This window comes from Parapedobacter lycopersici, assembly GCF_024643285.1.
GTDB lineage: Bacteria > Bacteroidota > Bacteroidia > Sphingobacteriales > Sphingobacteriaceae > Parapedobacter > Parapedobacter lycopersici.
Map to the genome: position 1 here is coordinate 177372 of NZ_JAMSLW010000001.1, position 24113 is coordinate 201484.

Sequence of the window (24113 nt, forward strand, 5' to 3'; positions counted from 1 at the left end):
GTAGGCCTTATTTAATTGTTTGCGCATGAATCCGACAAAAAACGGCAGGGACCTGAAGACCGCATGGGATGCATTTATCAGCGATGCAAATGAACAGGCATTCTATTGTCTTTATGGACATTATTATGATTATTTTAGTTTTTTAGGCGGTAAGAGAAACCAGCGTGCCGACCGGGTAGCAGATAGTATTAACGACCTATTTCTCTATGTATACGAAAATCGGAGCAGGCTGTTGAATGTGAGGGACCATCATAATTACTTGGTTACTGCTTTTATCCGGAAATTATTCCGCAAAGTACCCGTAGAACGCGAGCTGTCCGGATGGTTATCGGAAGAGCACGTTTACCCGTCGCCGGAAGTGCAGCTGATTCAGCAAAGCATGGATGACGAACTGAAGTGCGCATTGAAAAAGCTGATTGGCCAATTGCCTGCAAAACAGCACCGGATGATCTACCAGAAATTTTACCTAGGCATGTCGTACCGGGAGATTTCGCTAAGCAACCGGGTATCAGAGAAGACGGCCTACAACACCATTTACATCGCCGTGGATAAGCTGCGTAACCTGTTGGGTAAAACGGTACATTATATTCTTTCGTTTATTGCACTTTATTTACCTTTATACATGCTGATGCTGATTGCCGAAGGGGTTTCGGCCGTTGCATCCCAATTTGAAAACCAGTAAACTATCCTATGAAATTAGCACACAACTACGGCATTCTCCTGATCAGTTATTTCCTTTGTATTACTTCTGTAATGGCCCGTCAGCCGAGCGAAGCTGTGGCAGCGGAACGGCCGAAAGAAACCTACCGGATACAACGGTTAACTGGCGATCTACCCATCAATGCCGAATGGAATAAGCCGCAATGGCAGGACGTTCCATCCATTAAACTAAGCAATTACATGGGGAAAGCACCGGGGTTCTGGCCCGAAACCGAAGTGAAAATGATGTATGATGACACTAATGTTTACGTTATTTTCCATGTCAAAGACCATTACGTCCGCAGCACTGTCCGGGAATATAATGGCAGTGTTTCGCAGGATGCCTGTGTGGAGTTCTTTTTCGCCCCCGATTCGGCTTCGCCGGAAAAGTATTTTAACCTGGAAATCAATGCCGGGGGCACCCCGTTGTTATATTACGTTACGGAACCATGGACAACATTCACTAAACTGGATTCGACGGATATTAAGCGTGTCGAAATTGCTCATTCTTTGCCCAGTGTGATCGACCCTGAGATTACGGAGCCGACAGACTGGACAATCGAATACCGGATTCCCCTCGCCGTACTCGGCGCATTTTCCAATGTAACCCAACCGGGCCCGGGTGCTATATGGCACGCTAATTTTTATAAAACGGCAAGCAAAAGCATCAATCCTCACTGGATTACCTGGTCACCTGTCGATTACCCCAAGCCTAATTTCCATCTCCCGCAGTTTTTTGGTACGTTGATTTTTCAGTAAACTTTTACAGCCGCTTTCCGACGGAACACCGGGCCGCGTAGGTTATTTTATACCGCTCCCGATAATAAACTGATTTTTTCATTGGGAAAAATCAGCAACTCCTGCTCTATTCCCTAAAATTGGACGAGATGCAGGAAAAGGAACTTTCGGCACTGTTGAACGATGAACGTTTTCTGAATTATTGCCTGGGCCGCAATGCAGCAGATGTGTCGTTCTGGGAAAGCAAACTCCAGTTCGATCCGGACCTTGCCGACCAGATTGAGCCGGTCCGGCAGGCGGTTGTTTTCCTCGCACACGAAAGCAGCATGCGGGAAAAGGAACGGGCCTATGAACTACTCCGGCAAAAAATCAGCGCCGCAAATGCCGCTTCTTTACAGCGGCGGCGACTGTACCGGACCATTGGCTATTCGGCAGCGATCATGCTCCTTGCACTGCTTTCGGGATATTATTTTTATCTCGACCGGGGCGGTGCCAACACCATTCAACCCGGCGGAAATGCGGCAATGCTCACATTGGCTGACGGACGCCGGGTGCAGCTGAGTGATGAACAGGAGGGGGTCGTCGCGCAGGGAGATAAAATGATGTACAGCGACGGCACTCCAGTTGCCGGCCCGGGCCCTGGCATCCGGTCTACAACCAATACCATCGAAACGCCTAGGGGCGGACAATATCACATTGTATTGGAAGACGGTTCAAAAATATGGCTTAACGCAGCGAGTAAACTTATATACCCCACTCATTTCCAGCACAATATACGAATGGTTGAGCTAGTTGGAGAAGCCTATTTCGAGGTGGCGGAGGACCGGACACGCCCGTTCCGGATACGTGCAGGTAGACAGGAAATTACAGTGTTGGGAACGGCCTTCGGTGTTTCGGCGTATAGTGACGAACCGGCCATACGGACTACCCTGGTCAGTGGCAAGGTACGCATAGATTATCGGAAGAAACCGGATTCGGACCGTCTTTTCCGTGATTCCGTCTTTCTTCAGCCGGACCAGCAAAGTATCCTTCGCGGCGACAGCATTGTCATCCATCCGGTGGACGCCGCTAAAGTAACGGCCTGGGTGAAGGGGATATTTTCATTTGACAACGAATCCCTGGAAAGCATCATGCAAAAAATATCCCGCTGGTATGACGTAGAGGTCGTGTTCGCCGGAGCAGATAAAAACAGCCGGTTCTGGGGAGGCGTATCGCGGTATGAAAGCGTGGATGAGGTATTGCGGCGCCTGCAGGCAACCGGGGACGTACAGTTTAAGATAGAAGGAAGGAGGGTTATGGCGACGAAGTAAGGCGGTTACCCAGCTGCGCTGCCGGCAGGTTCCGGCACCAGAAAAGTAATAACCGGAAGCAGCTGCTCCCGGTTCAGGTCTTGATTGTTCAGCGATCATATTGAGCTTTTATCCGGATAGTCTGGAGCGACAAACTTACAGGCTATCCGTTAACCAAAACATGTATTGCAAATGTATACAATATGGAAGAACCGCCAAAGTAAAGGCTTACTTTGGTGGCTGCAATTCAAACGGATTGCAATGGTATTTTCTTTTAGTATGGCGATTCTGCAGGTGGAGACAGCAGTGGCAAACCAGACGCAGTTGATTACGCTGAAGCGGAGCAAGGCAGATCTTCGGGAGATCCTGGAAGAGATCAATCAGCAAACGGGCTACCTGACACTGGCTAACGCTAGGTTTCTGGATAATGCCAAGCCGGTTGATGTAGATTTTGTACGGACACCGCTCGACGTGGCCCTGGATAAGATACTGGAAGGGCAGAAGCTGAGTTTTGAGATTGAAGGAAAGGAAATTATCCTCAAACCCGTGCGGGATGAGGAACAGCGCGATCCACCGTCATCCCGGCAGGGTACCGTCCCTGCAGCCCGGCAGAATGGTGTAAGCGGGCGCGTAACGGATAGTTTGGGTAACCCGATATCAGGTGTTACGGTACGCGTGACCGATGGCCCCCAGGGTACTACTACGGATAATAACGGCATGTATTCCCTTGAACTGCCGACAACCGTAAAACAGCTGGAGTTTTCTTACCTGGGTTACGTTACCCAGGTTGCTACCATACAATCGGGTACGCTGAACATCACCCTTGCCGCTTACAGCCAACAACTCGAAAGCGCAGTGGTAACCGCCTTAGGTATTGTCCGCCAGGCGAAATCGCTTACCTATTCCGCACAGGTGATTGATGGTTCCAGTATGGATGAGGCACGGGAAACCAATATGATCAATTCCTTGCAGGGAAAAGTGGCCGGGGTGGTTATTTCCCGCAGTGCGACAGGGCCGGGGGGATCGTCTAAGGTACTGCTGCGGGGCAGCCGCTCGATAACTGGCAATAACGAGCCATTATACATTATCGACGGCGTACCGCTGAACTCGGGTAGCCGTGCTTCCGGTGGAACCAGTTTCGGCGGTCGCGACGGTGGTGGGGGAATAAGCATGCTGAACCCGGATAATATTGAAAGCATGACCGTGTTAAAAGGTGCATCAGCGGCCGCACTGTATGGGAGTCTGGGCCAGAATGGCGCCATCATAATCACAACCAAGAGCGGTAAAAGTGGTAAAATCACAGTCGACTATAACGGTGGAATGACCCTGGACCAGGCCGTTGCACTTCCGGAATTCCAATATGTATATGGTCAGGGCGACGGAGGCGTTTATTCACCGAATTCCGAGCGGAGCTATGGCCCGAAGGCCGATGGGCAGGAAGTAACGTTATGGAACGGCAATGTGGTGCCTTATGTGGGTCACCCCGATAACGTAAAGAATTTTCTGAGAACAGCAAAAACGGTGACCAACTCCGTCAGTGCCAGCGGGGGGAATGAGCGGATGAGAACGTTTTTCTCCTATGGCAATGTTGTGGCGGAAGGTATCCTCAGGAACAACGATATGGTCCGCCACAATATCGATTTGAAACTGGATAACACCATTTCCGACCGACTTTCCTTTACGACGAAAATCTCTTACATCTATTCCGAAATTGATAATATGCCACATACGGGTGAACGGGGGTATGCATTGTCTTCCATATTACGTGCACCGGTTTCCATTCCGTTGGATCAGATGAAGGATTTTGCCTATATAGATGAGGAAGGTGTGGAGCGTCAAAGTTACTGGAATCCGGGCTCTTCTATTTTGTCAAATCCATACTGGAACCTGAACCGTGAAATTTTCCACGAAAAGAAAGACCGGGTGCTTGGGCTGTTTTCTGCAAGGTATCGGTTCAACGACTGGATAGATCTTCTGGTGCGCGGAAGCATCGATAAAACCATGGAGAAAACGGAGAACAAAATATACAACGATACCTATACCACCTATGGACTGGGATCGAACTACATAACCGGTGATTATTCCAGACAAAGTACCAACGTAGATGCATTACTTTCCCTGCAGCGCGATTTGACACCGTCCATTAACCTGAGTGCGAATCTGGGTGCTTCCCTGCAGCAGGGCAGTGCCACCAGTATGTCGGTGGACGCTAATGGGTTGAATAAGCAAAATTATTTCTTTCTGGTTAATGCACGCAGTCCGCTGACAGACAATAATTTTGTTCAAAGTCCGCAGGTGCAGTCGGTTTATGCTACCGCTACCTTGTCTTATAACGATTACCTGTTTTTGGATGTTACCGCCCGTAACGACTGGTCATCGGCATTGCCGCCGGGTAATCAGTCGTACTTTTACCCTTCGGTGGGATTATCCGGCATTTTGACCGATATGCTATCGTTCCCTTCGTGGGTGACCTATGGGAAAGTCCGGCTCTCACTGGCCTATTCCGGCTCGGGAGGCTCGGCTTACCGCGACCGGAATTACTACGCCGTGGCACGCGGCGGATTAGTCAGCACCCCGTCAACCCGGTCGCTTCCAACCTACAAGCCCGAATTGACCTCGGCATTTGAGATCGGGGCGGAATGGCGTTTTTTCAACAGCCGGTTTGGGTTTGATTTTACGTATTATAACACCGACACAAAAAACCAGCTGATCACGATATCAACACCTGCAGCCTCATTATTTGCAAACCAGTACATCAATGCAGGACTGATCAATAACCACGGAGTAGAGGCGACGGTGAATGTGGTGCCCATCCGCACCGGTGAATTCTCCTGGGATGCCACGCTTAACTTCTCCAAGAATGTCAATAAGGTGGAGCGGTTAACTGACGAAGTAACCCGCGCTATTATTGTTGATGACAGACAGGTACTTATAGATGCTGCAGTTGGGGGTAGTTATGGTGATATGTGGGGGATGGGCTGGCAGCGGGACGAACAGGGAAGACCATTGGTTTCAGATCAGGGGCTACCGTTGCTGACAGCAGGTAAAACAGTATACTTGGGTAATTATAACCCGAACTATAACCTTGGGTTTAACAATAGCCTGGCATACAAAGAGCTTTCGTTGAGCTTTTTGATTGATTATCGAAACGGGGGTACGGTAATCGCCGGAACCCAGGCATTACTGGATGCCGACGGGCATTCCAAGGCATCGTTGTGGGGCCGTGAGGAGGGAATTATATTGGATGCATATACCGTGGAAGGAGAGAAAAATACAACGAGTATCACCCCGCAGAGTTATTTCGGTACGGTCGGCGAGCGGTATCCGGCGGGCGAATTTTATGCCTATTCGGGATCTAGTATCAGACTGCGGGAAGTGGTGCTGGGTTATCGGCTTACCGGCCTGATCAGCCAAAACGGATGGGTAAAAGATGCGAAGATCTCATTAATTGGCAGAAACCTGTTTTTCTTTAGCAGGGAAGCCCCCTTTGATCCCGAGCTCGTATCCGGAACCGGAAATTATGGCGGTATTGAATATAACTCGCTGCCGGCTACCCGGAATATCGGCTTGAACGTAAAGTTAACATTTTAACCGAAGGCAATTGCTATCTTAAATTTAGCTAACATGAAATACGGGAAATCTAATTACATGACGATGATGGCCGGCCTGGCATTGTCGCTGTTCATGGGCTTGACAGGCTGTACCAAGAATTTTGAAGACAGGAATACAAGTCCATCCGGTTTAGAATCACTAAATGCCGAGGATTTAAAATCATTGTTTCCGAACGCCTTATACAGGGGCTGGAATCAAGGAAGCTACCAGACCGGGCAAAACCTGACCGGCGACATGTACAGCCAGTTGTTTGCCTGTACACAACCTGCATTTGCCTCGCACCGCTACGTAATCAATCAGATGTGGATGCAGGGATTCTGGACGGGGACGTATGTCCAGACGATGCCCTCATTGGTGACGATTATCAAAGAGTCCGGCGATCTTCCGGTGATCAATGCGATAGCGAGGATATGGAAGGTTTTTATCATGAACCGTACGACTGATTATTTCGGTCCGATTCCTTATTCTAAAATGGGGGAATATGAAGAAGGCGAAGGCGTAGCCTACGATGCGCAGAAAGATATTTACTATGATTTTTTCAAGGAACTCGATGAGGCGGCTACCTTATTGAAAAATAACCTGGATCAGCCGTCTTACGGAGAAAAGGACCTGATCTATTACGGCGATAATGCCAAATGGCTGAAGTTCTGTAATTCGCTGCGGTTGCGGCTGGCGCTCCGGATTTCGTTCGTTGAGCCGGAAAAGGCACAGGCCGAAGCAATGGCGGCACTGGCTGGCGGTGTAATGGAATCGACAGCAGATGATGCGTTCATTGAATCATCTGCTGCTAACTTTAATGGCCTGAACCGGATATCTGGATGGAATGAGTTCAGGATGAGTGCAAATATGGAGAGCCTGCTTGTGGGCTATAATGATCCCCGGCTGAGCATTTACTTTCAGCCCGCAGCGGCAGATGGCAAATGGCGAGGGGCCCGGAATGGGATGGTTCCGGGGGAACAGACCATCGGTTACAATACTTATGACTTTACGTCCGATGTAGGTGTCCGGTTTAAACCCGAAAACCAGTCGACCAACCCCATGACCGTAATGTATGCAGCGGAAACTTATTTTCTGCTTGCCGAAGGTGCATTAAACGGCTGGAATATGGGAGGAACAGCCGCAGAATTTTATAATAAGGGCATCGAACTTTCGCTCCGCACCTGGGGGATTGATGACCCGGCCGTGATCGATGCTTACATTAACGGAACCAGCCTGCCGATTGCCCCGGCACCGGAAAACGGCTGGAATACACCGCCGCTGACCGATATTCCGGTGAAATTTGCCGCCGATCCGGAAAAGCAGCGTGAGCAGATCGGTACCCAGAAATGGCTGGCTTTATATCCCAATGGCATGGAAGCCTGGGCTGAAATGAGGCGGACAGGCTACCCGAAAATGTATCCGCTGATTCACTCCGATAACCCTGATATGCCCGGAAATCAAATGATCCGGCGGATCGTGTTTACGGATTTGGATTGGCAGACGAATAGAAAAGCCGTAGAGGCAGCTGTTCCCCTACTGGGAGAGGGTGGCGATAAGGTCAGTACCCGGCTTTGGTGGGACGTAAAACCTTAGCAAAAACCCGCTGAACTGCAACATCGCCGGGCAATATGACTTTAGGTTCATGTAGCGTCGTTAAAACTGCGTTATTTTTATAAATTTGTTTATTGCGTAATAACCAGCAGCTAAACACAATTAAGATGAAAAGAACACAATTGATGACCTCAGCTTTTTGGTGCCTGGCGATGTTGATCGTGATCGGCGTTGATATTAACCCCGCATCCGGCCAGGTTGCGCCGGTACAGGCAGCAACCGTCAGTGGTGGCAATCTGGTGGGTCGCTGGAATATCACCATGGATGTAAATGGCCAACCCAGGCCTTCATGGCTGGAAGTGGAACTTTCCGGATTAAAGACGTTGGTAGGCCGGTTTGTAGGCTCGGGAGGAAGCGCGCGCCCGGTTTCAGAAGTTAATTTCGATAACGGCAAATTCGGATTTGCCATTCCGCCGCAGTGGGAGTCGTCTGACCGTGACCTTGTACTGGAAGGTGTCCTTTCGGGTGAGACCATCAGCGGTACTATTCAGACCAGTGACGGACAGCGCCATGATTTTAAGGGCGTAAAGGCTCCTTACCTTACCCGTACAGCCGAGCCGGTATGGGGAGAACCCATCGCCTTATTTAACGGAAGGGACCTGACAGGATGGAAGGCCACCGGAACTACTAACCCGTGGACGGTCAGGGATGGTATCCTCACCAGTCCGGGATCCGGGTCGAACCTGGTTTCGGAACGTACTTTCGAGGATTTTAAGCTTCATGTCGAATTCAGGTACAATGAAAACAGCAACAGCGGCATTTACCTTCGCGGTCGGTATGAACTGCAGATTATCGATAATCCGAAAACCGACCACCCCAACAGCCATTTGTTTGGTGGAATATACGGATTCCTTGTTCCCAGTGAAATGGCGGTACTCGGACCGGGTGAGTGGCAGACATTTGACATCACGCTGGTTGGTCGTATGATTACTGTTGTGGCCAACGGGAAAACCATTATCTGCAACCAGGAAATCCCCGGTATCACCGGAGGGGCACTCAACAGCAATGAGGATCAGCCGGGACCGATTTATATACAGGGAGACCATGGACCGGTTGAGATCCGTAAGCTGCTCATCACACCAGCTACCTATTGATGTGATAAACTTAATACAGATAAAACCGGGCATAAGCTGCCGCTAAATTGGGTGTGCTTAAAAAGCATACAAGCTTCATCGCCGTTGAAAATGAATTCTGCTAATGAAAATTGCCACATATAACGTAAATGGAGTGAATGGACGGTTGCCGGTATTGCTGCGCTGGCTACACGAATCCGCACCGGATATCGTATGCCTGCAGGAATTAAAGGCACCGCAGGAAAAATTCCCATTGGAAGCCATCAACGATGCCGGCTATGAAGCCATATGGCACGGACAAAAAAGCTGGAATGGGGTAGCGATACTTTCCAAAAAGGGACAGATTGCCGAAGTCCGGCGGGCGCTACCCGGTGACCCCGATGATGTGCATAGCCGCTATATTGAAGCACGCATTAACGGACTGCTGATCGGATGCCTTTACCTGCCGAATGGTAATCCGGCCCCGGGACCCAAATTTGATTATAAACTCAATTGGTTTAAGCGCTTGATTCAACACGGCCAGGAATTGCTGGCCCTGAAAGAACCGGTGATACTGACCGGTGACTTTAATGTGATCCCGACCGAATTTGATGTGTATAAACCGGAACGTTGGGTCGACGATGCATTGTTCCGGCCGGAGACCCGGTCGGCTTTTCAGGATTTAATGGCGCAGGGCTGGGGAGACGCGCTGCGAAAACTGTATCCGAATGAGCAGATTTATACCTTCTGGGACTATTTCCGTAATGCGTATGGCCGTAACGCCGGATTGCGCATCGATCATTTTTTGCTAAGCCCACAGCTGGATAACCGCCTGCAATCGGCAGGGGTGGACCGCCACGTTCGGGGATGGGAAAAAACAAGTGACCATGCGCCGGTATGGATAACCCTGGCGGACCAATAAGTCAACCCCGGGGGCAATTTCGGTTAAATCAGGCTGCCATTTTACGGCACGCTTCTGCACAATCCCGGCATGCTGCTGCACAGGCCCTGCAATGATCGGCATCGTGTTTCTCACATGCTGCAGCGCAGTCGTCGCATACCTGGGCACACAGCGTACACAGCTGGTTTACATACCCTTCGTGACCGACTCCGCTGGTCTTTGCCATAAATGAGGCGGCCATGCGGCAAATTTCTGCACAAAAACGATCCAGGTGAATGCAGGTAGCCATGGCGCCTATGTGTTCTTCCATAAGGCATGCTGTTGCACAGTGATCGCATGCATCGGCACAGGTATAACAAGCGGCGATGCAATCTTTATATTTTTCCTGTATCATAGCAAATTCGGATATGGTGTGTCATCAATGCTAACACCTGTAGTGCCGTATTGTTTAATCCGGAGTCTGCATGAATTTGCGGGATAGGCGAGATTTCCCTACGGAGTAACCGGTTCGCGCTCCATGGACTTTGTTTTGATCAGGCTGGGATTGTGGTCTATTTTCTCCATTACATCCAATATGGTTAGTACCGACTGGTAAAAGAAATCGGGCTGGATATTTTCAAATGTATCGCCCGGTGTGTGGTAGTCCGGATGATCCTCGACGCCAAAATAAATAAATGGGATGTGTTTTGCGTGGAAAGCTGCATGATCACTTTGTGTGGTCCAGTCGGCTGGTCCGGAGCCCGGAATATCGTGACCTGCCCTAAGCCTGACATGGGGGTTGTCACTTTTCACCAAAGGCAATAAGTAGGGATAATGATACGTGCCGCTGGCATACAGTTCGTGGTTTTCATTCCGGCTGATCATGTCCATATTCACATTCAGCATAATAGTCGACAGTGCCAGCGGCGGATGGGCCACAAAGTACCGGGCGCCGCGAAGTCCCATTTCCTCGGCATCGAATGCAGTGAAAATAAGCGTATGGTTTGGTTGATGGGCACTGTAATACCTGGCCAGTGCCAGTAATCCCGCCACACCACTCGCATTATCATCGGCACCTAGATACACTTCACCCTGACGTTCCCCAAGGTGATCATAATGTGCGGAAATAACCACCGTTTCGTGTTGTTTGCCCAGGATGTATCCGATAATATTGTATCCGCTGACGCTGTCATTCAGCGGAAATTGCTGAAGGTAACCGGGTGTAAAAGCGGTCAGGCCTAATTCAGTAAACCGGTCAACGATATAGTTTTTTGCTTTTTCGTGACCCGCGGTACCCGGCTTTCTTCCGGAGAACTCCGGGGATGACAAGGTTTTGATGTCGTTGATTAGCTGTGATTTATCGACGGTCTGTGCCCTGGGCGTACAGGCCCAGCTGAAAAAAAGAAATAAAAGGAGACAATGCCTGATTTCCATAATCGATATGCTAAGCTTCCGCTCCCTGGAATAAGCGGTCACATAAATAAATGTTAAAAAAAAATAGACACCCATAAAACAAAAGAAAAATATGGGCGTTATAAGTGTAGGTTTAGGTTGATAAAAAAACATTTTGTTTTTACCGCGCTTCCCCAAAGGCGCGGTTTTTTTATGTCTTTGCTGCCGGGACCATTCCGCTATTTGAGTATCCTCCGGATTTTATTTGACTTTTTAATCAGCTTATGAAACGTTTCATAATCTTCCGCAGCCAGCACATCGTATACATTTTGCAATTGCTTGATGTGCTCCCGGAGTACTTCGAGTACGTTTTCACGGTTTTGGCGAAAAATAGGTGTCCACATATCCGGTGAGCTCTTGGCCAGCCGTACGGTGGATTCAAATCCGGAGCCTGCCAGCTCAAAGATCCGGCCCTGTGATTTTTCTTTTTCCAGTACCGTAAGCGCCAACGCAAACGATGTGATGTGTGAAATGTGGGACACGTAAGCCGTATGCACATCATGTTCCCGCGCGTTCATAAAGGTAGTCTGCATCTCCAGGTGATCGGTAATAGCGTCGGCTATTTCAAACGCATCGTCATCACTGTTTGTCGCATCCACGTACACCATTACCTTCCCTTTAAACAGCCCGGGTATGGCTGCTTCCGGTCCCGAATATTCAGTCCCCGCCATCGGGTGGGCAGCAACCAGCCGGCCACGCTTCGGATGATGGGCAATGGCTTCGATAATTGCGGTTTTGGTAGAACCCATATCGATAATAACCTGGTTGGTGACCTGGTCGAGAATATGAGATAGCGAACTTAGAATGGCATCTACCGGCATGGTTAAAAAGATGACATCCGCTTCCTGGATTGCCGTATCCAGTGTTGCTGCTTCGTCAATGAGTCCAAGCTGCAGCGCCTTTTTTAAATTGCTTTCGCTTTTATCTACGCCAATGACTTTTTTGACAACTTGTTTTTCTTTTAGGGTGATGGCAACCGACCCGCCAATGAGTCCAACGCCAACTATGGCTATATTCATTGATGTGGAATTATTCGTTTGTAAATTTAGTGTAGCGTTACCGCTGCCTTAGTGATCCGGTTGATGGCCGTGTCAAAGGTTTCTTCGGTGGCGCAGAGGCTTACGCGGATATACGCGTCACCACCGCTGCCGAAAATACCTCCCGGCGTAATGAAAACCCGTGCTTTCTGCAGGATTTCATCGCTCAGCGCATAGCCGTCCGCGTACCCTCCCGGAATATGGGCCCACACAAAGAGACCGACCTGGTCCCGGTTATATACACAGCCCAGCCCATCCAGCAACTGATACACCTTTTTGCGCCGGTTCCGGTACGTTTCATTTAGTGATGCATACCAATCCGGTCCCAGGGACAACGCCTTGGCGGCAGCAAGCTGCACAGGAAGAAACATGCCCGAGTCCATATTGCTTTTAAAGCGAACAATCTCATTGATGCGTTCCTCGGCAGCAGCCAGCATGCCGACGCGCCATCCTGCCATATTACCTGATTTGCTCAGGGAATTGAGTTCGATGGCAACCTCCAGTGCACCATCGACGGCCAGGATACTTTGTGGTTGTTCGTTTAAGATAAAACTATATGGGTTATCGTGGCATAATAAAATCTGATGCTGTTTGGCGAAGGCTACCAGCTCACCGAAAAAAGAAGCAGGTGCCGCTGCGCCGGTAGGCATATGCGGATAATTCAGCCACATCAGTTTCACCCGGCTTAAATCAAGTTTCGCCAATACATCCAGGTCGGGTAGCCAGTTTCGCCCCGCATCTAATGTGTACGGAATTGCGGTTGCCTCACTGAGACGGACGGCAGAAGCATACGTGGGATAGCCCGGATTGGGAATGAGTGCCTCGTCACCGGCCTGGAGATAGGTCATGCAGACATGTACGATGCCCTCCTTGGAACCGATCAACGGCAATATTTCCTTTGCCGGGTCAAGTGAAACCCCATAATAGCGGCTATACCAGTCGCCAATCGCCTGTCGCAGAGCCGGAATACCACGGTAATTCTGGTAACCATGGGTGTTTGGTTGTTCGGCATATTCACTGAGCGTCTGGATAACGGAAGGGTGCGGAGGCAGGTCCGGACTCCCGATGCCCAGGTTGATGACTTTTTCGCCATTTTGGTTCAGTTGGTCAATTTCCCGTAATTTTTTGGAAAAATAATATTCCTCGGTGTGCTGTAAACGCCCCGCAACGTGTATTTGCATCGTATTTCTTTTGAGCGACTAAATTAAGTAATCTTATCCGTTTTTCCACGCTACCTCTCTTTTTCATACCTTTGCTGCTTGCTTATTAGTTGATGAAGACATACCTGCGATTACTTTCATATGCCAAGCCGATAGAGAAATATGCAATTCCCTATGTGTTGTGCACATTGATCACGGTTGTTTTCAGTACCTTAAACCTGGCATTGCTGGCTCCGTTGCTGCATACGCTTTTTTTGGCAGGAGGCAGCGAAGCGATGGTTGAGAAACCCGAACAATGGCATGATGTGCTGGGTTATTTCACCTACTATGCACAACAGGCCAATCTGCTGTATGGGCCTTACGGAGCGTTGAAATGGGTCTGTATAACCATTGTCTGCTCGGTATTTATCAGTAACCTTTTCCGTTATTTCTCCCAGCGTGTGATGGAAAATTTACGTATCCATACACTGCTGAACCTACGGCGTACAGTCTTTGATAACGTGATGGATTTGCACGTGGGCTATTTCAGCAACCACCGTAAAGGAGATATTATTTCTAAAATCGCTTCTGACGTACAGGTGGTTCAGTTTTCGGTAACGGGTACGTTGCAGGTTGTCTTTAAGGAACCGTTGCAGTTGCTGGCTTACCTGGTGATGCTGTTTCTGATTTCATTTAAGCTGACACTATTCACAATACTGGTAATCCCGGTCTCGGCTTTTATCATTTCCCGGATTGTGAAACGGTTGAAGGCCCAGGCAAAAGAAGCACAGCAGGTGTATGGAAATATGATTACGTACCTGGACGAGGCATTGTCGGGGATTAAGATTATCAAGGCTTTCAACGCTACTGAATTTATTAAAAAGCAGTTTAACGACGAAAATACCTATTTCTCCAAGCTCAGCCGCCGGATGGTGAGGCGCCAGCAATTGGGATCACCTGTTTCGGAGTTGCTGGGTGTCATTATGGTCGCCGTGATCCTGCTTTATGGCGGACACCTTGTGCTGAGTGGTTCCGGGGAGCTGGCTGCAACCGATTTTATTGCTTATATCGCGCTGTTTTCACAGGTTATGCGCCCGGCTAAGGCCCTGACCGATTCTTTCAGCAACATTCATTCAGGATTGGCTGCGGGCGAGCGGGTACTTGAATTAATTGATCAGCAAAGCGCGATTCAGGATGCGCCGGATGCCAAAGTAATCACCAACCTGAATGAAGGCATCCAGCTGGAGAACGTGCATTTTTCATATGGAGACAAGGAAGTACTGCGAGGGATTAATCTCACCGTTCCGAAAGGAAAAACGGTAGCGCTTGTCGGTCCATCAGGAGGAGGAAAATCCACACTGGTTGATCTGATCCCACGTTTTTTGGATGTGTCTGATGGACATGTGCTGTTCGATGGGATTGATGTACGTGCCCTGCGGGCTGACTCCCTGCGTCAGCTGATCGGCTTGGTGAACCAGGAGTCCGTATTGTTTAATGACACGATTTTCAATAATATCGCATTTGCGACACCCGATGCAACGGAAGAGGCAGTCATTGCGGCGGCAAAGATTGCTAATGCCCACGAGTTCATTCTTGATGCCGAGCATGGGTATCAGACGAATATCGGTGATCGGGGAACGCGGCTGTCAGGTGGACAACGCCAGCGGATCTGCATTGCCCGCGCGGTATTGAAGAACCCGCCGATTTTGCTTTTGGACGAAGCCACGTCGGCATTAGATACCGAATCCGAAAAACTGGTGCAGGATGCGCTGTCGCGATTGATGGAAAACCGGACAACCGTTGTGATTGCCCACCGGCTGAGCACGATACAGAACGCGGATAAAATCGTTGTACTGGAAGCAGGCCGTATTGTGGAGGAAGGCAACCACCAGCAGCTGCTGGCCAAAAACGGACTCTACAGGCGCCTGATCGATATGCAGCAATTTGGCGATTAATTGCATTTCCGTGCAAGTTTAGCTAAATTTGCAAGATAAGATTTCAGGATATGGATGCCGGAAAAAAACTCACTTTTCTTCTCAGTAATATACACCTCGACAACAGATTAAAGGCCATCGCTGAAAAAGTATATCACGGTGTCCGGATAAGCGAGGAAGAGGGCGTGTTATTATTCGAAAAAGGAGAACTGGGATATCTTGGTACGCTGGCTAATTTTATCAGGGAACGGCGGCATGGCGATCTGACCTACTTTAACCGTAATTTTCATATCGAACCCACCAATCTCTGTGTATACGATTGCAAATTCTGTTCATATTCCCGCTTGATTAAGGAACGGGCCGATGGCTGGGAAGCAACGATGGAGGAGATGCTCAGCCAGGTGCAATCGTACGATGGCGAGCCGGTAACCGAAGCCCACATTGTAGGGGGAGTGCTACCTCAGTATGATATGGCCTTTTACATGGAGCTGTTTTCGGCCATTAAACGGCATCGGCCCGATCTCCATATTAAGGCACTCACACCGGTTGAATATCATTATATCTTCAAGAAAGCGAAGGTAGATTATGCAACGGGTATGGCCATGATGAAAGAAGCGGGCCTGGATTCGATGCCCGGAGGGGGGGCGGAGATTTTTCATCCCGAGATCCGGGAACAGATTGCAAAAGATAAATGTGACGCTACTCAGTGGCTACAGATCCATGAGGTCTGGCATCAGCTGGGTATGCATTCCAATGCGACCATGCTGTACGGACACATTGAGCAATACTGGCATCGGATTGATCATATGGAACGCCTCCGCGCGCTGCAGGATACAACCGGAGGATTCCAGACGTTTGTGCCGCTTAAATTCCGGAATAAGGATAACCAGATGTCGCACGTTGCTGAATCGTCTGTCATCGAGGACCTGAAGAACTATGCAGTCAGCCGGATTTACCTGGATAATTTTCCACATATTAAGGCTTACTGGGCAATGATCAGCCGGGAAACGGCCCAGCTGTCACTGGGGTTTGGTGTGGATGATATTGACGGCACGCTCGATGACACGACCAAAATTTATTCCATGGCAGGTGCGGAAGAACAACATCCGGCAATGAGCACGCGCGAGCTTGTGGAACTTATCCGAAATGCGGGTAGACATCCCATTGAACGCGATACCCTCTATCGTGTCATTACCGATTACCGGGACGTTGTGTTCGAGGAAAAAACTACATCAACCCCTGCCGCTTATTATCAGCTGCCGGTATTGAATAAATAATAGAACTATATTGTTGGAAAAATCACTTTACATCATCCGCCACGGCCAAACGGACCTTAACCTTAAGGGGATTGTTCAGGGTAGGGGAATTAACTCCCCGTTGAATGATACTGGAAGGCAGCAGGCCGAAGCATTTTACGAACATTATAAGAACGAGCAGTTCGACAAAATCTATACGTCTACTTTACTGCGCACCCATCAAACGGTGGATCTGTTTCTCCGGCAGGGGATTCCCTGGGAACAGCTGGAAGGCCTTGATGAAATAGGATGGGGAATCTACGAGGGAAGGGAACAAACCCCTGAAGTTATGCAGGGCTTTCTGGAACTGACCGGAGGCTGGCGGAATGGCGAACTGGACAGTAGCGTGGAAGGTGGGGAAACACCTAACCAGCTGCTTGCCCGGCAGCGCCGTGCACTTGACCATATTATGGCATCTCCCGGTGAAGAACAGGTGCTGATCTGCATGCATGGCAGGGCAATGCGGGTTTTCCTGTGCATGCTCATAAACCAGGATATTGCACTGATGGATGATTTTCCGCATACCAACACCGCATTGTACCGGGTACATTTTAACGGCGAAGAATTTGCCATAACAGATACATATAACATTAAACACCTGGAGGGGTTACTGACGGATTAATGGAAAAAGTGAAGGTTTCAGCGGTATCTTATACGAATACTTTACCGTTTATTTATGGGTTACAGCATTCGGATGTGATGCAGCACATTGACCTTGCGCTTGATGTACCCAGTGAATGCGCACGCAAATTAATCGATGGCCGTGCCGACCTCGGCATCGTGCCGGTGGCAGCTTTACTGGATATCCCGTATCCCCATATTGTTTCTGATTTTTGCCTGGGGGCCTCCGGACCGGTTAATTCCGTGTTTATTTTCAGTGAAATGCCCATTGAAGAGATTCGTTCCATTCGATTGGATGCGCAGTCGCGGACATCAAATGGCCTGGCGCAGGTACTGCTCCGGCATTATTGGAAAAGGGAGGTGCTCGTAGTGAACCAGGGTGAGGCAGATGCCTATGTGGAGATAGGCGACCGCACATTCGGGAAAAGGAATTTACATCCTTACGCCTACGACCTGTCGTTGTACTGGGAAAAATTTACGGGATTGCCCTTTGCATTTGCCGTTTGGACGGCGAACCGGGCATTGCCCGATTCATTTATTCAACTGTTCAATAAGGCGTTGGCATATGGTGTGGATCACCGGGAAACCGTTATCGACCAACTGCCTCCGAGACTCGATTTTGATTACCGACATTACCTGATGGAGTGTATTGATTATCAGTACGATCAAGCTAAAAATGAAGCCGTTACATTGTATTTGAAGCTATTGAAGTCATTGAAAAATATTCCAGTGGCAAATAAAACAATCTGATCGCGGAAACTGTATTATAATAACCGACTTTAACTTAACAGCCCGAATGTTTTATCAGACGTAATTTATCCAAATGAATCCGGCAGGATTGAATAATCAGCTAACACGACGCCATGCTCATTTTACCGTAAAGCAGCTGGGCGTGAAGTAAAATAAGCAGATGAAAATCGAGGAAGAAATCAAAACGGACAAATTCGTCAACGAGCAGCACAGGGCTACGGTAAACATTGTATTTACAAGTAACTGGATTAGCCATATCCTGGAAGAAAGGGCCGGAGAAGAACAAATAACCCTCCAGCAGTTTAATGTATTGCGGATATTGCGGGGCCGGCATCCCAAGCCGGCGACCAATAACTTGCTTAAAGAACGGATGATTGACAAAATGCCGGATATCTCCCGGATTATTGATCGTTTGGTAGTTAAGGGGCTTGTCTCCAGGGGGCGGTGTGATACCGACCGCAGGGCAGTGGACGTCCGGATTACACCGAAGGGATTAGCTGTGCTAAACAGACTGGATGAGCGGATGCTGATGATGGATATGCTTCATAGGATGACGGATGAAGAATGCCGGCAACTTAATGAGTTGCTCGACAAAATGCGGGAAACAGCCATTGGGTAAAGAACTATCAATGCCTATGTCCGCCGGAATTTATTAGAAAGTTTGCCAGCGCCACCATGATTCCCAAGACAACCGCAATCATCTTCCGGCGGTTAAATTTATGATGATCTGCAGAACCTGATTCGAAGAGGATCGTGGTGGAAATATGGAGGAATACACCAATAACCATCGCCATGATCCGGTCGAAATAGCGTTCAATGTTGCCGATACCCCCAGAACTGATTCCCTTGCTGAGCAGGAATCCGAGTGGCGTCATAATTGAAAACAGAATCAGTAAAAGAATGATCCCCCGTTTGGAAAGCGATGTATGTATTAACAGGCTTCCCAAAGCGAAAGCTGCAGGTACGTGATGGAGCGCAATACCAAATACCAATTCATTTTGATGGCGTGCGGCCAATGGCATGCCCTCCAGTAGCGCATGCAGGCATAAACTGAGCATGATACCCAACGGAAAAACATTGCGGCGGCTCTCATGTGTGTGGTGCAGGTGTCCATGCTCTACACCGTGAGAAAACTGCTCCAACACGAGCTGGAAAAAGAAACCCGTTAAAACATAGATGCCAATGGTTTCCCGCGGTTCGCCCGGCGTATAATATACATGAGGGAATAAATCCAGTACTGTGATGGAAAACAGGTAGGCCCCTGTAAACGAAAGAACCAATTTCAGTGTGTTGGTGTTATCACGCTTTACGAAAAACACAGCGATCCCGCTGGCAAATGCGGAAGCAAACAATAGGGCAAAAATGGAAAAGTCGTTCATGCAGGTGTTTTTACCAGGGTTAGCCCCGGCTGTAAAAATCGGAAAACCAGTCCTAACAGGTAGCCAATGAGCGATCCTAATAATGCACCGCTGATAATATCCAATGGATAGTGTACTCCAACGTAGACCTGTGCAAAACTAATGATGGCGGCCCATACCAGGCCGATCCATAGAATAGGCTTCCATCGTCGGTAAAATACCATAATCAGAAATACGGCAATCGCGAAATGATTGGTTGCATGGGAAGATGTGAAACTGTATCCGCTTCCGCACCGCACACGTACGTTAACCAATTCCTTGAACTCGATATCATTGCAGGGACGTACCCGCTGCACGGACTTTTTAATGACGGATGAAGAGGTGAAATCGGAAATCCCGAAAGTGACCAGCGTAAAAAGCACCACCAGAATACCCTGCTTCCCATAATTCTTCACACAAAAAATAATAATAAACAAGTATAGCGGTGCCCAAGTATACCGATTGCGTAAAATGGGCATTAGCCAGTCAAAAAACACATTACTGAGCCCCTGGTTGATACTGAGGAAGGCCTCCTGATCCAATGAGACAAGCTGGTCAATCATGTTGAATAGCTAATAAGTTGATAGTCATACAGTGATGAGATCCGATGCGCAAATATAGTGCTTTATTGCTTATGTATATGTCGCGGGATAAAATCCTGTTGATTATAATTGAAACAATGTTGCAACAAATATAGGTATATATCCCGGATTTCCAACAAAGCGGAAAAGAGTTAGGCATGGAAGGGAGAGATTCCTTATTTTTACCACCCTACTGCAAAGACAAATCATTATGACACTTATCAAATCCATTTCAGGTATCCGGGGCACTATCGGAGGAAAACCCGGAGAAGCACTTACTCCCATTGATGTTGTAAAATTTACCGCGGCATTCGGATCATTCATTAAACAGCGATCCGGTATTAACAGAATCGTCGTTGGGCGTGATGCACGAATATCGGGGGAGATGGTACGTAACCTGGTGGTTGGCACATTACAAAGTATCGGGATGGATGTAATTGACCTGGGTTTATCTACAACACCCACGGTTGAAATTGCAGTACCCGGTGAGCGGGCAGGTGGGGGAATTATCCTGACTGCAAGCCATAATCCGGCGCAATGGAATGCATTGAAGCTGCTTAATGGGGAAGGGGAGTTTATTAACGATGAAGAGGGGAAGCAGGTGTTGGAGATGGCTGAAAATTTTGAATTTAGTTTCGCTGACGTGGAAAGCCTCGGACAGGTCCTTTACGACGATACTTACCTGCAAAAACATATCGACCAGGTACTGGCCCTCGAATTGGTGGACGTGGAGGCGGTCCGGAAGGCTAACTTTAACATAGCGGTGGACGCCGTTAACTCAACCGGAGGGATTTTCGTTCCGGCTTTACTGGAGGCGTTGGGCGTAACGAATATCCATAAAATCCATTGCCTGCCCGATGGGCATTTTGCCCATAACCCCGAGCCATTGGCCGAGAACCTGACGGACCTGTCGGCATTGGTTATCGAACAGGGAGCCGACCTGGGCATTGCAGTTGATCCGGATGTCGACCGGTTGTGTTTCGTCATGGAAGACGGTAAAATGTTCGGCGAAGAATATACATTGGTCGCTGTCAGCGATTACGTACTCCGGCATACGCCAGGCGATACGGTATCAAATTTATCCTCTACACGGGCGTTGCGCGACGTGACAATACAGCAGGGTTCTGTGTACCATGCCGCGGCAGTGGGCGAAGTCAATGTGGTGACCAAAATGAAGGAAGTGAATGCTGTAATAGGAGGCGAAGGCAACGGAGGCGTGATTTATCCGGCTATCCATTATGGTCGTGATGCGCTGGCGGGGATCGCCCTGTTTTTAACCCACTTGGCAAAAAGCGGAAAACGGATTTCGGAATTACGGGCGACATACCCGCCGTATTTTATGTCGAAGAATAAAATTACACTTACACCCGGACTGGACGTGGATCAACTATTGGCGGCCATGCAGCAACGCTACCGGGAGACTCCCCATAGTACGATTGACGGACTGAAAATCGATTTTGAGGAGGGTTGGGTACACCTTAGAAAGTCAAATACCGAGCCCATAATCCGGGTTTATTCGGAAGGGCCTACACCGGACCGGGCGGAAGCACTGGCTGGGAAGGTCATGGAAGAAATCCGGGCAATAGTCGGGTAACCGCCCACTCAGACCGGACCGGGAACGATGTGTCGGATTTAAATAACAGGTGAATTGTTCGTATCTTGCCATAACCTTGTTTATGAGCGATATGAACAAACATCAGATTGGCGTTTCGTCCGAAACGGGTAAGCTGCGGAGGGTGTTAATCCACAGTCCCGATAGCGGCTTGGGGAGGGTGGTGCCCTCCAAAGCGCAGGATTGGTTATTTGAGGATATTGTACACCTCGATACAATCCGTAGGCAAGAATATGACTATTATGTAAAACTCCTGCTCTATTTTTTGGATCCTGATAAAATCAGGGGTCGGCTGGCTGAAATCGATGACACAGCTCACCGACGGAATTTTTATAAACCGGAGCATACTGATTTTTATCGTTCATCCTATGTGGTTGAATTGCAGGTGCTACTGCAAGAAATACTTGACGATCATACGATAAGAAGCCAGCTGGTTGCTGCTGTATGTGCACTTGAGGCTTGCAGCTACAAAATTCAACAGGAATTGATGACCTATAATCCTGCTGCACTGGCCCGTGTATTCTTCAGTGGTACATACAACGAACGGACGATGATTTTTCCGCCGATTCCCAATTTTATCTTTACCCGTGACATTGGCATTGTCATCAACGATCATATTCTGCTTAATAAACCCATGAAGGAGGCCCGCAAGCGGGAGGCACTGATTGCGAAGTATATCTTTTTTCACCACCCTTATTTTTCGGCCTGGCGGGCCAATATCATCGAACTGACCGACACGCAGCACCATTTTCTGTTACCAAGTGATACCGATATGGAAAAAGTGACCCTTGAAGGCGGAGACGTCATGGTCATTAGTAAGCACCACGTACTGATTGGGATCAGCGAACGAACCAGTAGGGAAGCGGCTGTCCAGGCCATCCGTTGTTTGTTTGACAAGGGGGTAATAAATAAGGCTAGCGTGATAAAAATTCCCAACAGAAGGGATTATATGCATATTGACACCGTCTTTACCCAGATAAAAAAGGATACCTGGGTAATGCTGGGTGATTTTTCCAACGCCCGTATCAAAGGTTCGCAAAAAGATGAATTACGCGGAGTATTGAACATAACACCTAATCTGACGGAACAAGTTGAAATCATACAATTTGAACACGGAAACGAAGCAACTCCCAAGTATTTCGATACCTTGGAAGACCTGCTTCGGGATATTAGTGTAACAGACTTGAATTGTCCTGCAACAGACGTGCAAATCATCCTTTCGGGAAATGATACATTCCCGTATAACGCACGTGAACAATGGACGGACAGTTGCAATCTGCTGGCGCTGCGGGAAGGCGTGGTATTGGGATATGACCGAAATGACCGTACAATTGAAGCTTTTAGGAACGCTGGCTTTGCGATAGTGGATGTCAAAGATTTAATCTCCGCTTTTGAAACCGGAACCCAGCAACCCGAAAAACTGAATGATACACTGATCCTTATGCCCTCTGCTGAATTATCGCGTGCGCGGGGTGGATTCCACTGCATGAGCATGCCTTTGTTACGTGACTAAAAAACGAAAATGACAATACTGATGATTCGCCCGGCGCATTTCGAGTATAACCCGCAGACTGCGGTAAACAATGCGTTTCAGCAAAAGGGACTGCAGCACAGTGTACACGTGGATGCAGTGGCAGAATTTGATCATTTTGTTGAAGTGCTGCGGCAATACGATATCGATGTGCTGGTGGTACAGGATACTGAAATACCGCATACACCGGACAGCATATTCCCGAATAACTGGATTTCATTCCACCGCGATGGAACAGTGGTACTTTACCCCATGTTTGCCCGGAATAGGCGATCGGAACGCAAACAGGCAGTCTTTAACGCGCTTAACCAGCACTTTGTCATCAAACAAACCATTGATTATACACATTGCGAGGAAAATGACCGGTTTTTGGAAGGGACCGGCAGTTTTGTCCTGGACCGGGATAATCACGTTGCCTTTGCTGCACGTTCACCGCGGACAGACGATGCCTTGTTTGAGGAGTTCTGTAAGCAAATGGGCTATAGGCCGGTTCTTTTTTCGTCGTTTGATACATCGGGAAGGCCAATATACCACACGAATGTTATGTTATGCGTGGCTGACCGTTATGCAGTCATTAATTTGACGAGCATTCCGGAACATGAACGCGCACTGGTACGGGAAGAACTGGAAAACATAGGTAAAACGATAATACTGATTACTCCTGTGCAGATGCGACAGTTTGCGGGTAATATGCTGCAGGTGAGGGACAGACACGGGAAGCCATATCTTGTGCTTTCTTCCCGTGCTTACCGTGCACTGTTGCCCGAGCAGGTATCCCGATTGGCGTCTTATAATCCGATTATCCATGTATCACTGGACACGATTGAGGAAAATGGCGGGGGCAGCGCGCGCTGCATGATGGCCGAGGTGTTTCTGCCCGTAAAACCAATGACAAATCTGTAAT

Annotated in this window: 20 protein-coding genes and 1 pseudogene; 15 read left to right on the plus strand and 6 right to left on the minus strand. The window is 48.6% G+C overall.

What is annotated here, in order from left to right:
* Positions 1 to 25: 25 nt before the first annotated feature.
* The 7 genes from NEV57_RS00795 (at position 26) to xth (ending at position 9902) form a co-directional block, all read left to right on the plus strand.
* Positions 26 to 682 carry an RNA polymerase sigma factor gene (locus NEV57_RS00795; protein WP_257656381.1) on the plus strand — a complete coding sequence of 219 codons (657 nt, stop codon included), beginning with the start codon at positions 26 to 28 and terminating at the stop codon, positions 680 to 682.
* An 8-nt stretch (positions 683 to 690) separates the two neighbouring features.
* Positions 691 to 1458: a carbohydrate-binding family 9-like protein gene (locus tag NEV57_RS00800; protein WP_257656382.1), complete on the plus strand. Its 768-nt coding sequence runs from the start codon at positions 691 to 693 to the stop codon at positions 1456 to 1458.
* Positions 1459 to 1586: 128 nt separating this feature from the next.
* Complete coding sequence (locus tag NEV57_RS00805) at positions 1587 to 2747, plus strand: FecR family protein (protein ID WP_257656383.1); 1161 nt, start codon at positions 1587 to 1589, stop codon at positions 2745 to 2747.
* 171 nt (positions 2748 to 2918) lie between these two features.
* Complete coding sequence (locus tag NEV57_RS00810; RefSeq protein WP_257656384.1) at positions 2919 to 6317, plus strand: SusC/RagA family TonB-linked outer membrane protein; 3399 nt, start codon at positions 2919 to 2921, stop codon at positions 6315 to 6317.
* A gap of 33 nt (positions 6318 to 6350) precedes the next feature.
* Positions 6351 to 7910 carry a SusD/RagB family nutrient-binding outer membrane lipoprotein gene (locus NEV57_RS00815; RefSeq protein ID WP_257656385.1) on the plus strand — a complete coding sequence of 520 codons (1560 nt, stop codon included), beginning with the start codon at positions 6351 to 6353 and terminating at the stop codon, positions 7908 to 7910.
* Between the two features lie 125 nt (positions 7911 to 8035).
* Entirely contained in the window at positions 8036 to 9022 is a 987-nt protein-coding gene (locus NEV57_RS00820) for a 3-keto-disaccharide hydrolase (RefSeq protein ID WP_257656386.1), read from the plus strand.
* Positions 9023 to 9125: 103 nt separating this feature from the next.
* The gene (xth, locus tag NEV57_RS00825; RefSeq protein WP_257656387.1) at positions 9126 to 9902 is read left to right on the plus strand and encodes an exodeoxyribonuclease III; all 777 of its coding nucleotides are present in this window, start codon (positions 9126 to 9128) and stop codon (positions 9900 to 9902) included.
* Positions 9903 to 9930: 28 nt separating this feature from the next.
* On the opposite strand, the gene NEV57_RS00830 is transcribed toward xth, so the two are convergent.
* From NEV57_RS00830 to NEV57_RS00845, 4 genes and pseudogenes are all read right to left on the minus strand, one after another.
* On the minus strand, positions 9931 to 10275 hold the full coding sequence (locus tag NEV57_RS00830) for a four-helix bundle copper-binding protein (protein WP_504928503.1): 345 nt from the start codon (positions 10273 to 10275) through the stop codon (positions 9931 to 9933).
* Positions 10276 to 10373: 98 nt separating this feature from the next.
* A complete protein-coding gene (locus NEV57_RS00835; protein WP_257656389.1) occupies positions 10374 to 11294 on the minus strand; it encodes a M28 family peptidase in 921 nt (306 codons plus the stop codon).
* Positions 11295 to 11491: 197 nt separating this feature from the next.
* A pseudogene (locus tag NEV57_RS00840) lies at positions 11492 to 12340 on the minus strand (prephenate dehydrogenase); the annotation flags it as partial.
* A 17-nt stretch (positions 12341 to 12357) separates the two neighbouring features.
* Positions 12358 to 13530 (minus strand): pyridoxal phosphate-dependent aminotransferase, encoded by a 1173-nt coding sequence (locus NEV57_RS00845; RefSeq protein WP_257656390.1) that lies wholly within the window; start codon positions 13528 to 13530, stop codon positions 12358 to 12360.
* Between the two features lie 92 nt (positions 13531 to 13622).
* On the opposite strand from NEV57_RS00845, the gene NEV57_RS00850 reads away from it, so the two are divergent.
* The 5 genes from NEV57_RS00850 (at position 13623) to NEV57_RS00870 (ending at position 18707) form a co-directional block, all read left to right on the plus strand.
* Positions 13623 to 15443, plus strand: coding sequence for an ABC transporter ATP-binding protein (locus NEV57_RS00850; protein ID WP_257656391.1), 1821 nt, complete (start codon positions 13623 to 13625; stop codon positions 15441 to 15443).
* Between the two features lie 50 nt (positions 15444 to 15493).
* Positions 15494 to 16699: an aminofutalosine synthase MqnE gene (mqnE, locus tag NEV57_RS00855; protein WP_257656392.1), complete on the plus strand. Its 1206-nt coding sequence runs from the start codon at positions 15494 to 15496 to the stop codon at positions 16697 to 16699.
* Positions 16700 to 16712: 13 nt separating this feature from the next.
* A complete protein-coding gene (locus tag NEV57_RS00860) occupies positions 16713 to 17339 on the plus strand; it encodes a histidine phosphatase family protein (RefSeq protein WP_257656393.1) in 627 nt (208 codons plus the stop codon).
* The gene (locus tag NEV57_RS00865; RefSeq protein ID WP_257656394.1) at positions 17339 to 18088 is read left to right on the plus strand and encodes a menaquinone biosynthetic enzyme MqnA/MqnD family protein; all 750 of its coding nucleotides are present in this window, start codon (positions 17339 to 17341) and stop codon (positions 18086 to 18088) included. Before NEV57_RS00860 ends, NEV57_RS00865 begins: the two co-directional genes overlap by 1 nt.
* A 160-nt stretch (positions 18089 to 18248) precedes the next feature.
* Positions 18249 to 18707: a MarR family winged helix-turn-helix transcriptional regulator gene (locus NEV57_RS00870; RefSeq protein WP_257656395.1), complete on the plus strand. Its 459-nt coding sequence runs from the start codon at positions 18249 to 18251 to the stop codon at positions 18705 to 18707.
* A 7-nt stretch (positions 18708 to 18714) separates the two neighbouring features.
* Here the strand turns inward: NEV57_RS00870 and NEV57_RS00875 are convergent, their stop codons facing one another.
* Both NEV57_RS00875 and NEV57_RS00880 read right to left on the minus strand, forming a co-directional pair.
* Entirely contained in the window at positions 18715 to 19467 is a 753-nt protein-coding gene (locus tag NEV57_RS00875; protein WP_257656396.1) for a ZIP family metal transporter, read from the minus strand.
* A complete protein-coding gene (locus NEV57_RS00880; protein WP_257656397.1) occupies positions 19464 to 20048 on the minus strand; it encodes a phosphatase PAP2 family protein in 585 nt (194 codons plus the stop codon). The genes NEV57_RS00875 and NEV57_RS00880 overlap by 4 nt, the downstream gene beginning before the upstream one ends.
* A gap of 229 nt (positions 20049 to 20277) precedes the next feature.
* On the opposite strand from NEV57_RS00880, the gene glmM reads away from it, so the two are divergent.
* The 3 genes from glmM (at position 20278) to ctlX (ending at position 24112) form a co-directional block, all read left to right on the plus strand.
* Positions 20278 to 21660, plus strand: coding sequence for a phosphoglucosamine mutase (gene glmM, locus NEV57_RS00885; RefSeq protein WP_257656398.1), 1383 nt, complete (start codon positions 20278 to 20280; stop codon positions 21658 to 21660).
* 82 nt (positions 21661 to 21742) lie between these two features.
* Positions 21743 to 23191, plus strand: coding sequence for an arginine deiminase family protein (locus NEV57_RS00890; protein WP_257656399.1), 1449 nt, complete (start codon positions 21743 to 21745; stop codon positions 23189 to 23191).
* A gap of 9 nt (positions 23192 to 23200) precedes the next feature.
* A complete protein-coding gene (gene ctlX, locus NEV57_RS00895) occupies positions 23201 to 24112 on the plus strand; it encodes a citrulline utilization hydrolase CtlX (protein ID WP_257656400.1) in 912 nt (303 codons plus the stop codon).
* Position 24113 lies beyond the last annotated feature (1 nt).

Bases quoted from the DNA above. Each gene is read 5' to 3' on its own strand.
- NEV57_RS00795 (WP_257656381.1), top strand. From the start codon at position 26: ATGAATCCGACAAAAAACGGCAGGGACCTGAAGACCGCATGGGATGCA.
- NEV57_RS00800 (WP_257656382.1), top strand. From the start codon at position 691: ATGAAATTAGCACACAACTACGGCATTCTCCTGATCAGTTATTTCCTT.
- NEV57_RS00805 (WP_257656383.1), top strand. From the start codon at position 1,587: ATGCAGGAAAAGGAACTTTCGGCACTGTTGAACGATGAACGTTTTCTG.
- NEV57_RS00810 (WP_257656384.1), top strand. From the start codon at position 2,919: ATGTATACAATATGGAAGAACCGCCAAAGTAAAGGCTTACTTTGGTGG.
- NEV57_RS00815 (WP_257656385.1), top strand. From the start codon at position 6,351: ATGAAATACGGGAAATCTAATTACATGACGATGATGGCCGGCCTGGCA.
- NEV57_RS00820 (WP_257656386.1), top strand. From the start codon at position 8,036: ATGAAAAGAACACAATTGATGACCTCAGCTTTTTGGTGCCTGGCGATG.
- xth (WP_257656387.1), top strand. From the start codon at position 9,126: ATGAAAATTGCCACATATAACGTAAATGGAGTGAATGGACGGTTGCCG.
- NEV57_RS00830 (WP_504928503.1), bottom strand. From the start codon at position 10,275: ATGATACAGGAAAAATATAAAGATTGCATCGCCGCTTGTTATACCTGT.
- NEV57_RS00835 (WP_257656389.1), bottom strand. From the start codon at position 11,294: ATGGAAATCAGGCATTGTCTCCTTTTATTTCTTTTTTTCAGCTGGGCC.
- NEV57_RS00845 (WP_257656390.1), bottom strand. From the start codon at position 13,530: ATGCAAATACACGTTGCGGGGCGTTTACAGCACACCGAGGAATATTAT.
- NEV57_RS00850 (WP_257656391.1), top strand. From the start codon at position 13,623: ATGAAGACATACCTGCGATTACTTTCATATGCCAAGCCGATAGAGAAA.
- mqnE (WP_257656392.1), top strand. From the start codon at position 15,494: ATGGATGCCGGAAAAAAACTCACTTTTCTTCTCAGTAATATACACCTC.
- NEV57_RS00865 (WP_257656394.1), top strand. From the start codon at position 17,339: ATGGAAAAAGTGAAGGTTTCAGCGGTATCTTATACGAATACTTTACCG.
- NEV57_RS00870 (WP_257656395.1), top strand. From the start codon at position 18,249: ATGAAAATCGAGGAAGAAATCAAAACGGACAAATTCGTCAACGAGCAG.
- NEV57_RS00875 (WP_257656396.1), bottom strand. From the start codon at position 19,467: ATGAACGACTTTTCCATTTTTGCCCTATTGTTTGCTTCCGCATTTGCC.
- NEV57_RS00880 (WP_257656397.1), bottom strand. From the start codon at position 20,048: ATGATTGACCAGCTTGTCTCATTGGATCAGGAGGCCTTCCTCAGTATC.
- glmM (WP_257656398.1), top strand. From the start codon at position 20,278: ATGACACTTATCAAATCCATTTCAGGTATCCGGGGCACTATCGGAGGA.
- NEV57_RS00890 (WP_257656399.1), top strand. From the start codon at position 21,743: ATGAGCGATATGAACAAACATCAGATTGGCGTTTCGTCCGAAACGGGT.
- ctlX (WP_257656400.1), top strand. From the start codon at position 23,201: ATGACAATACTGATGATTCGCCCGGCGCATTTCGAGTATAACCCGCAG.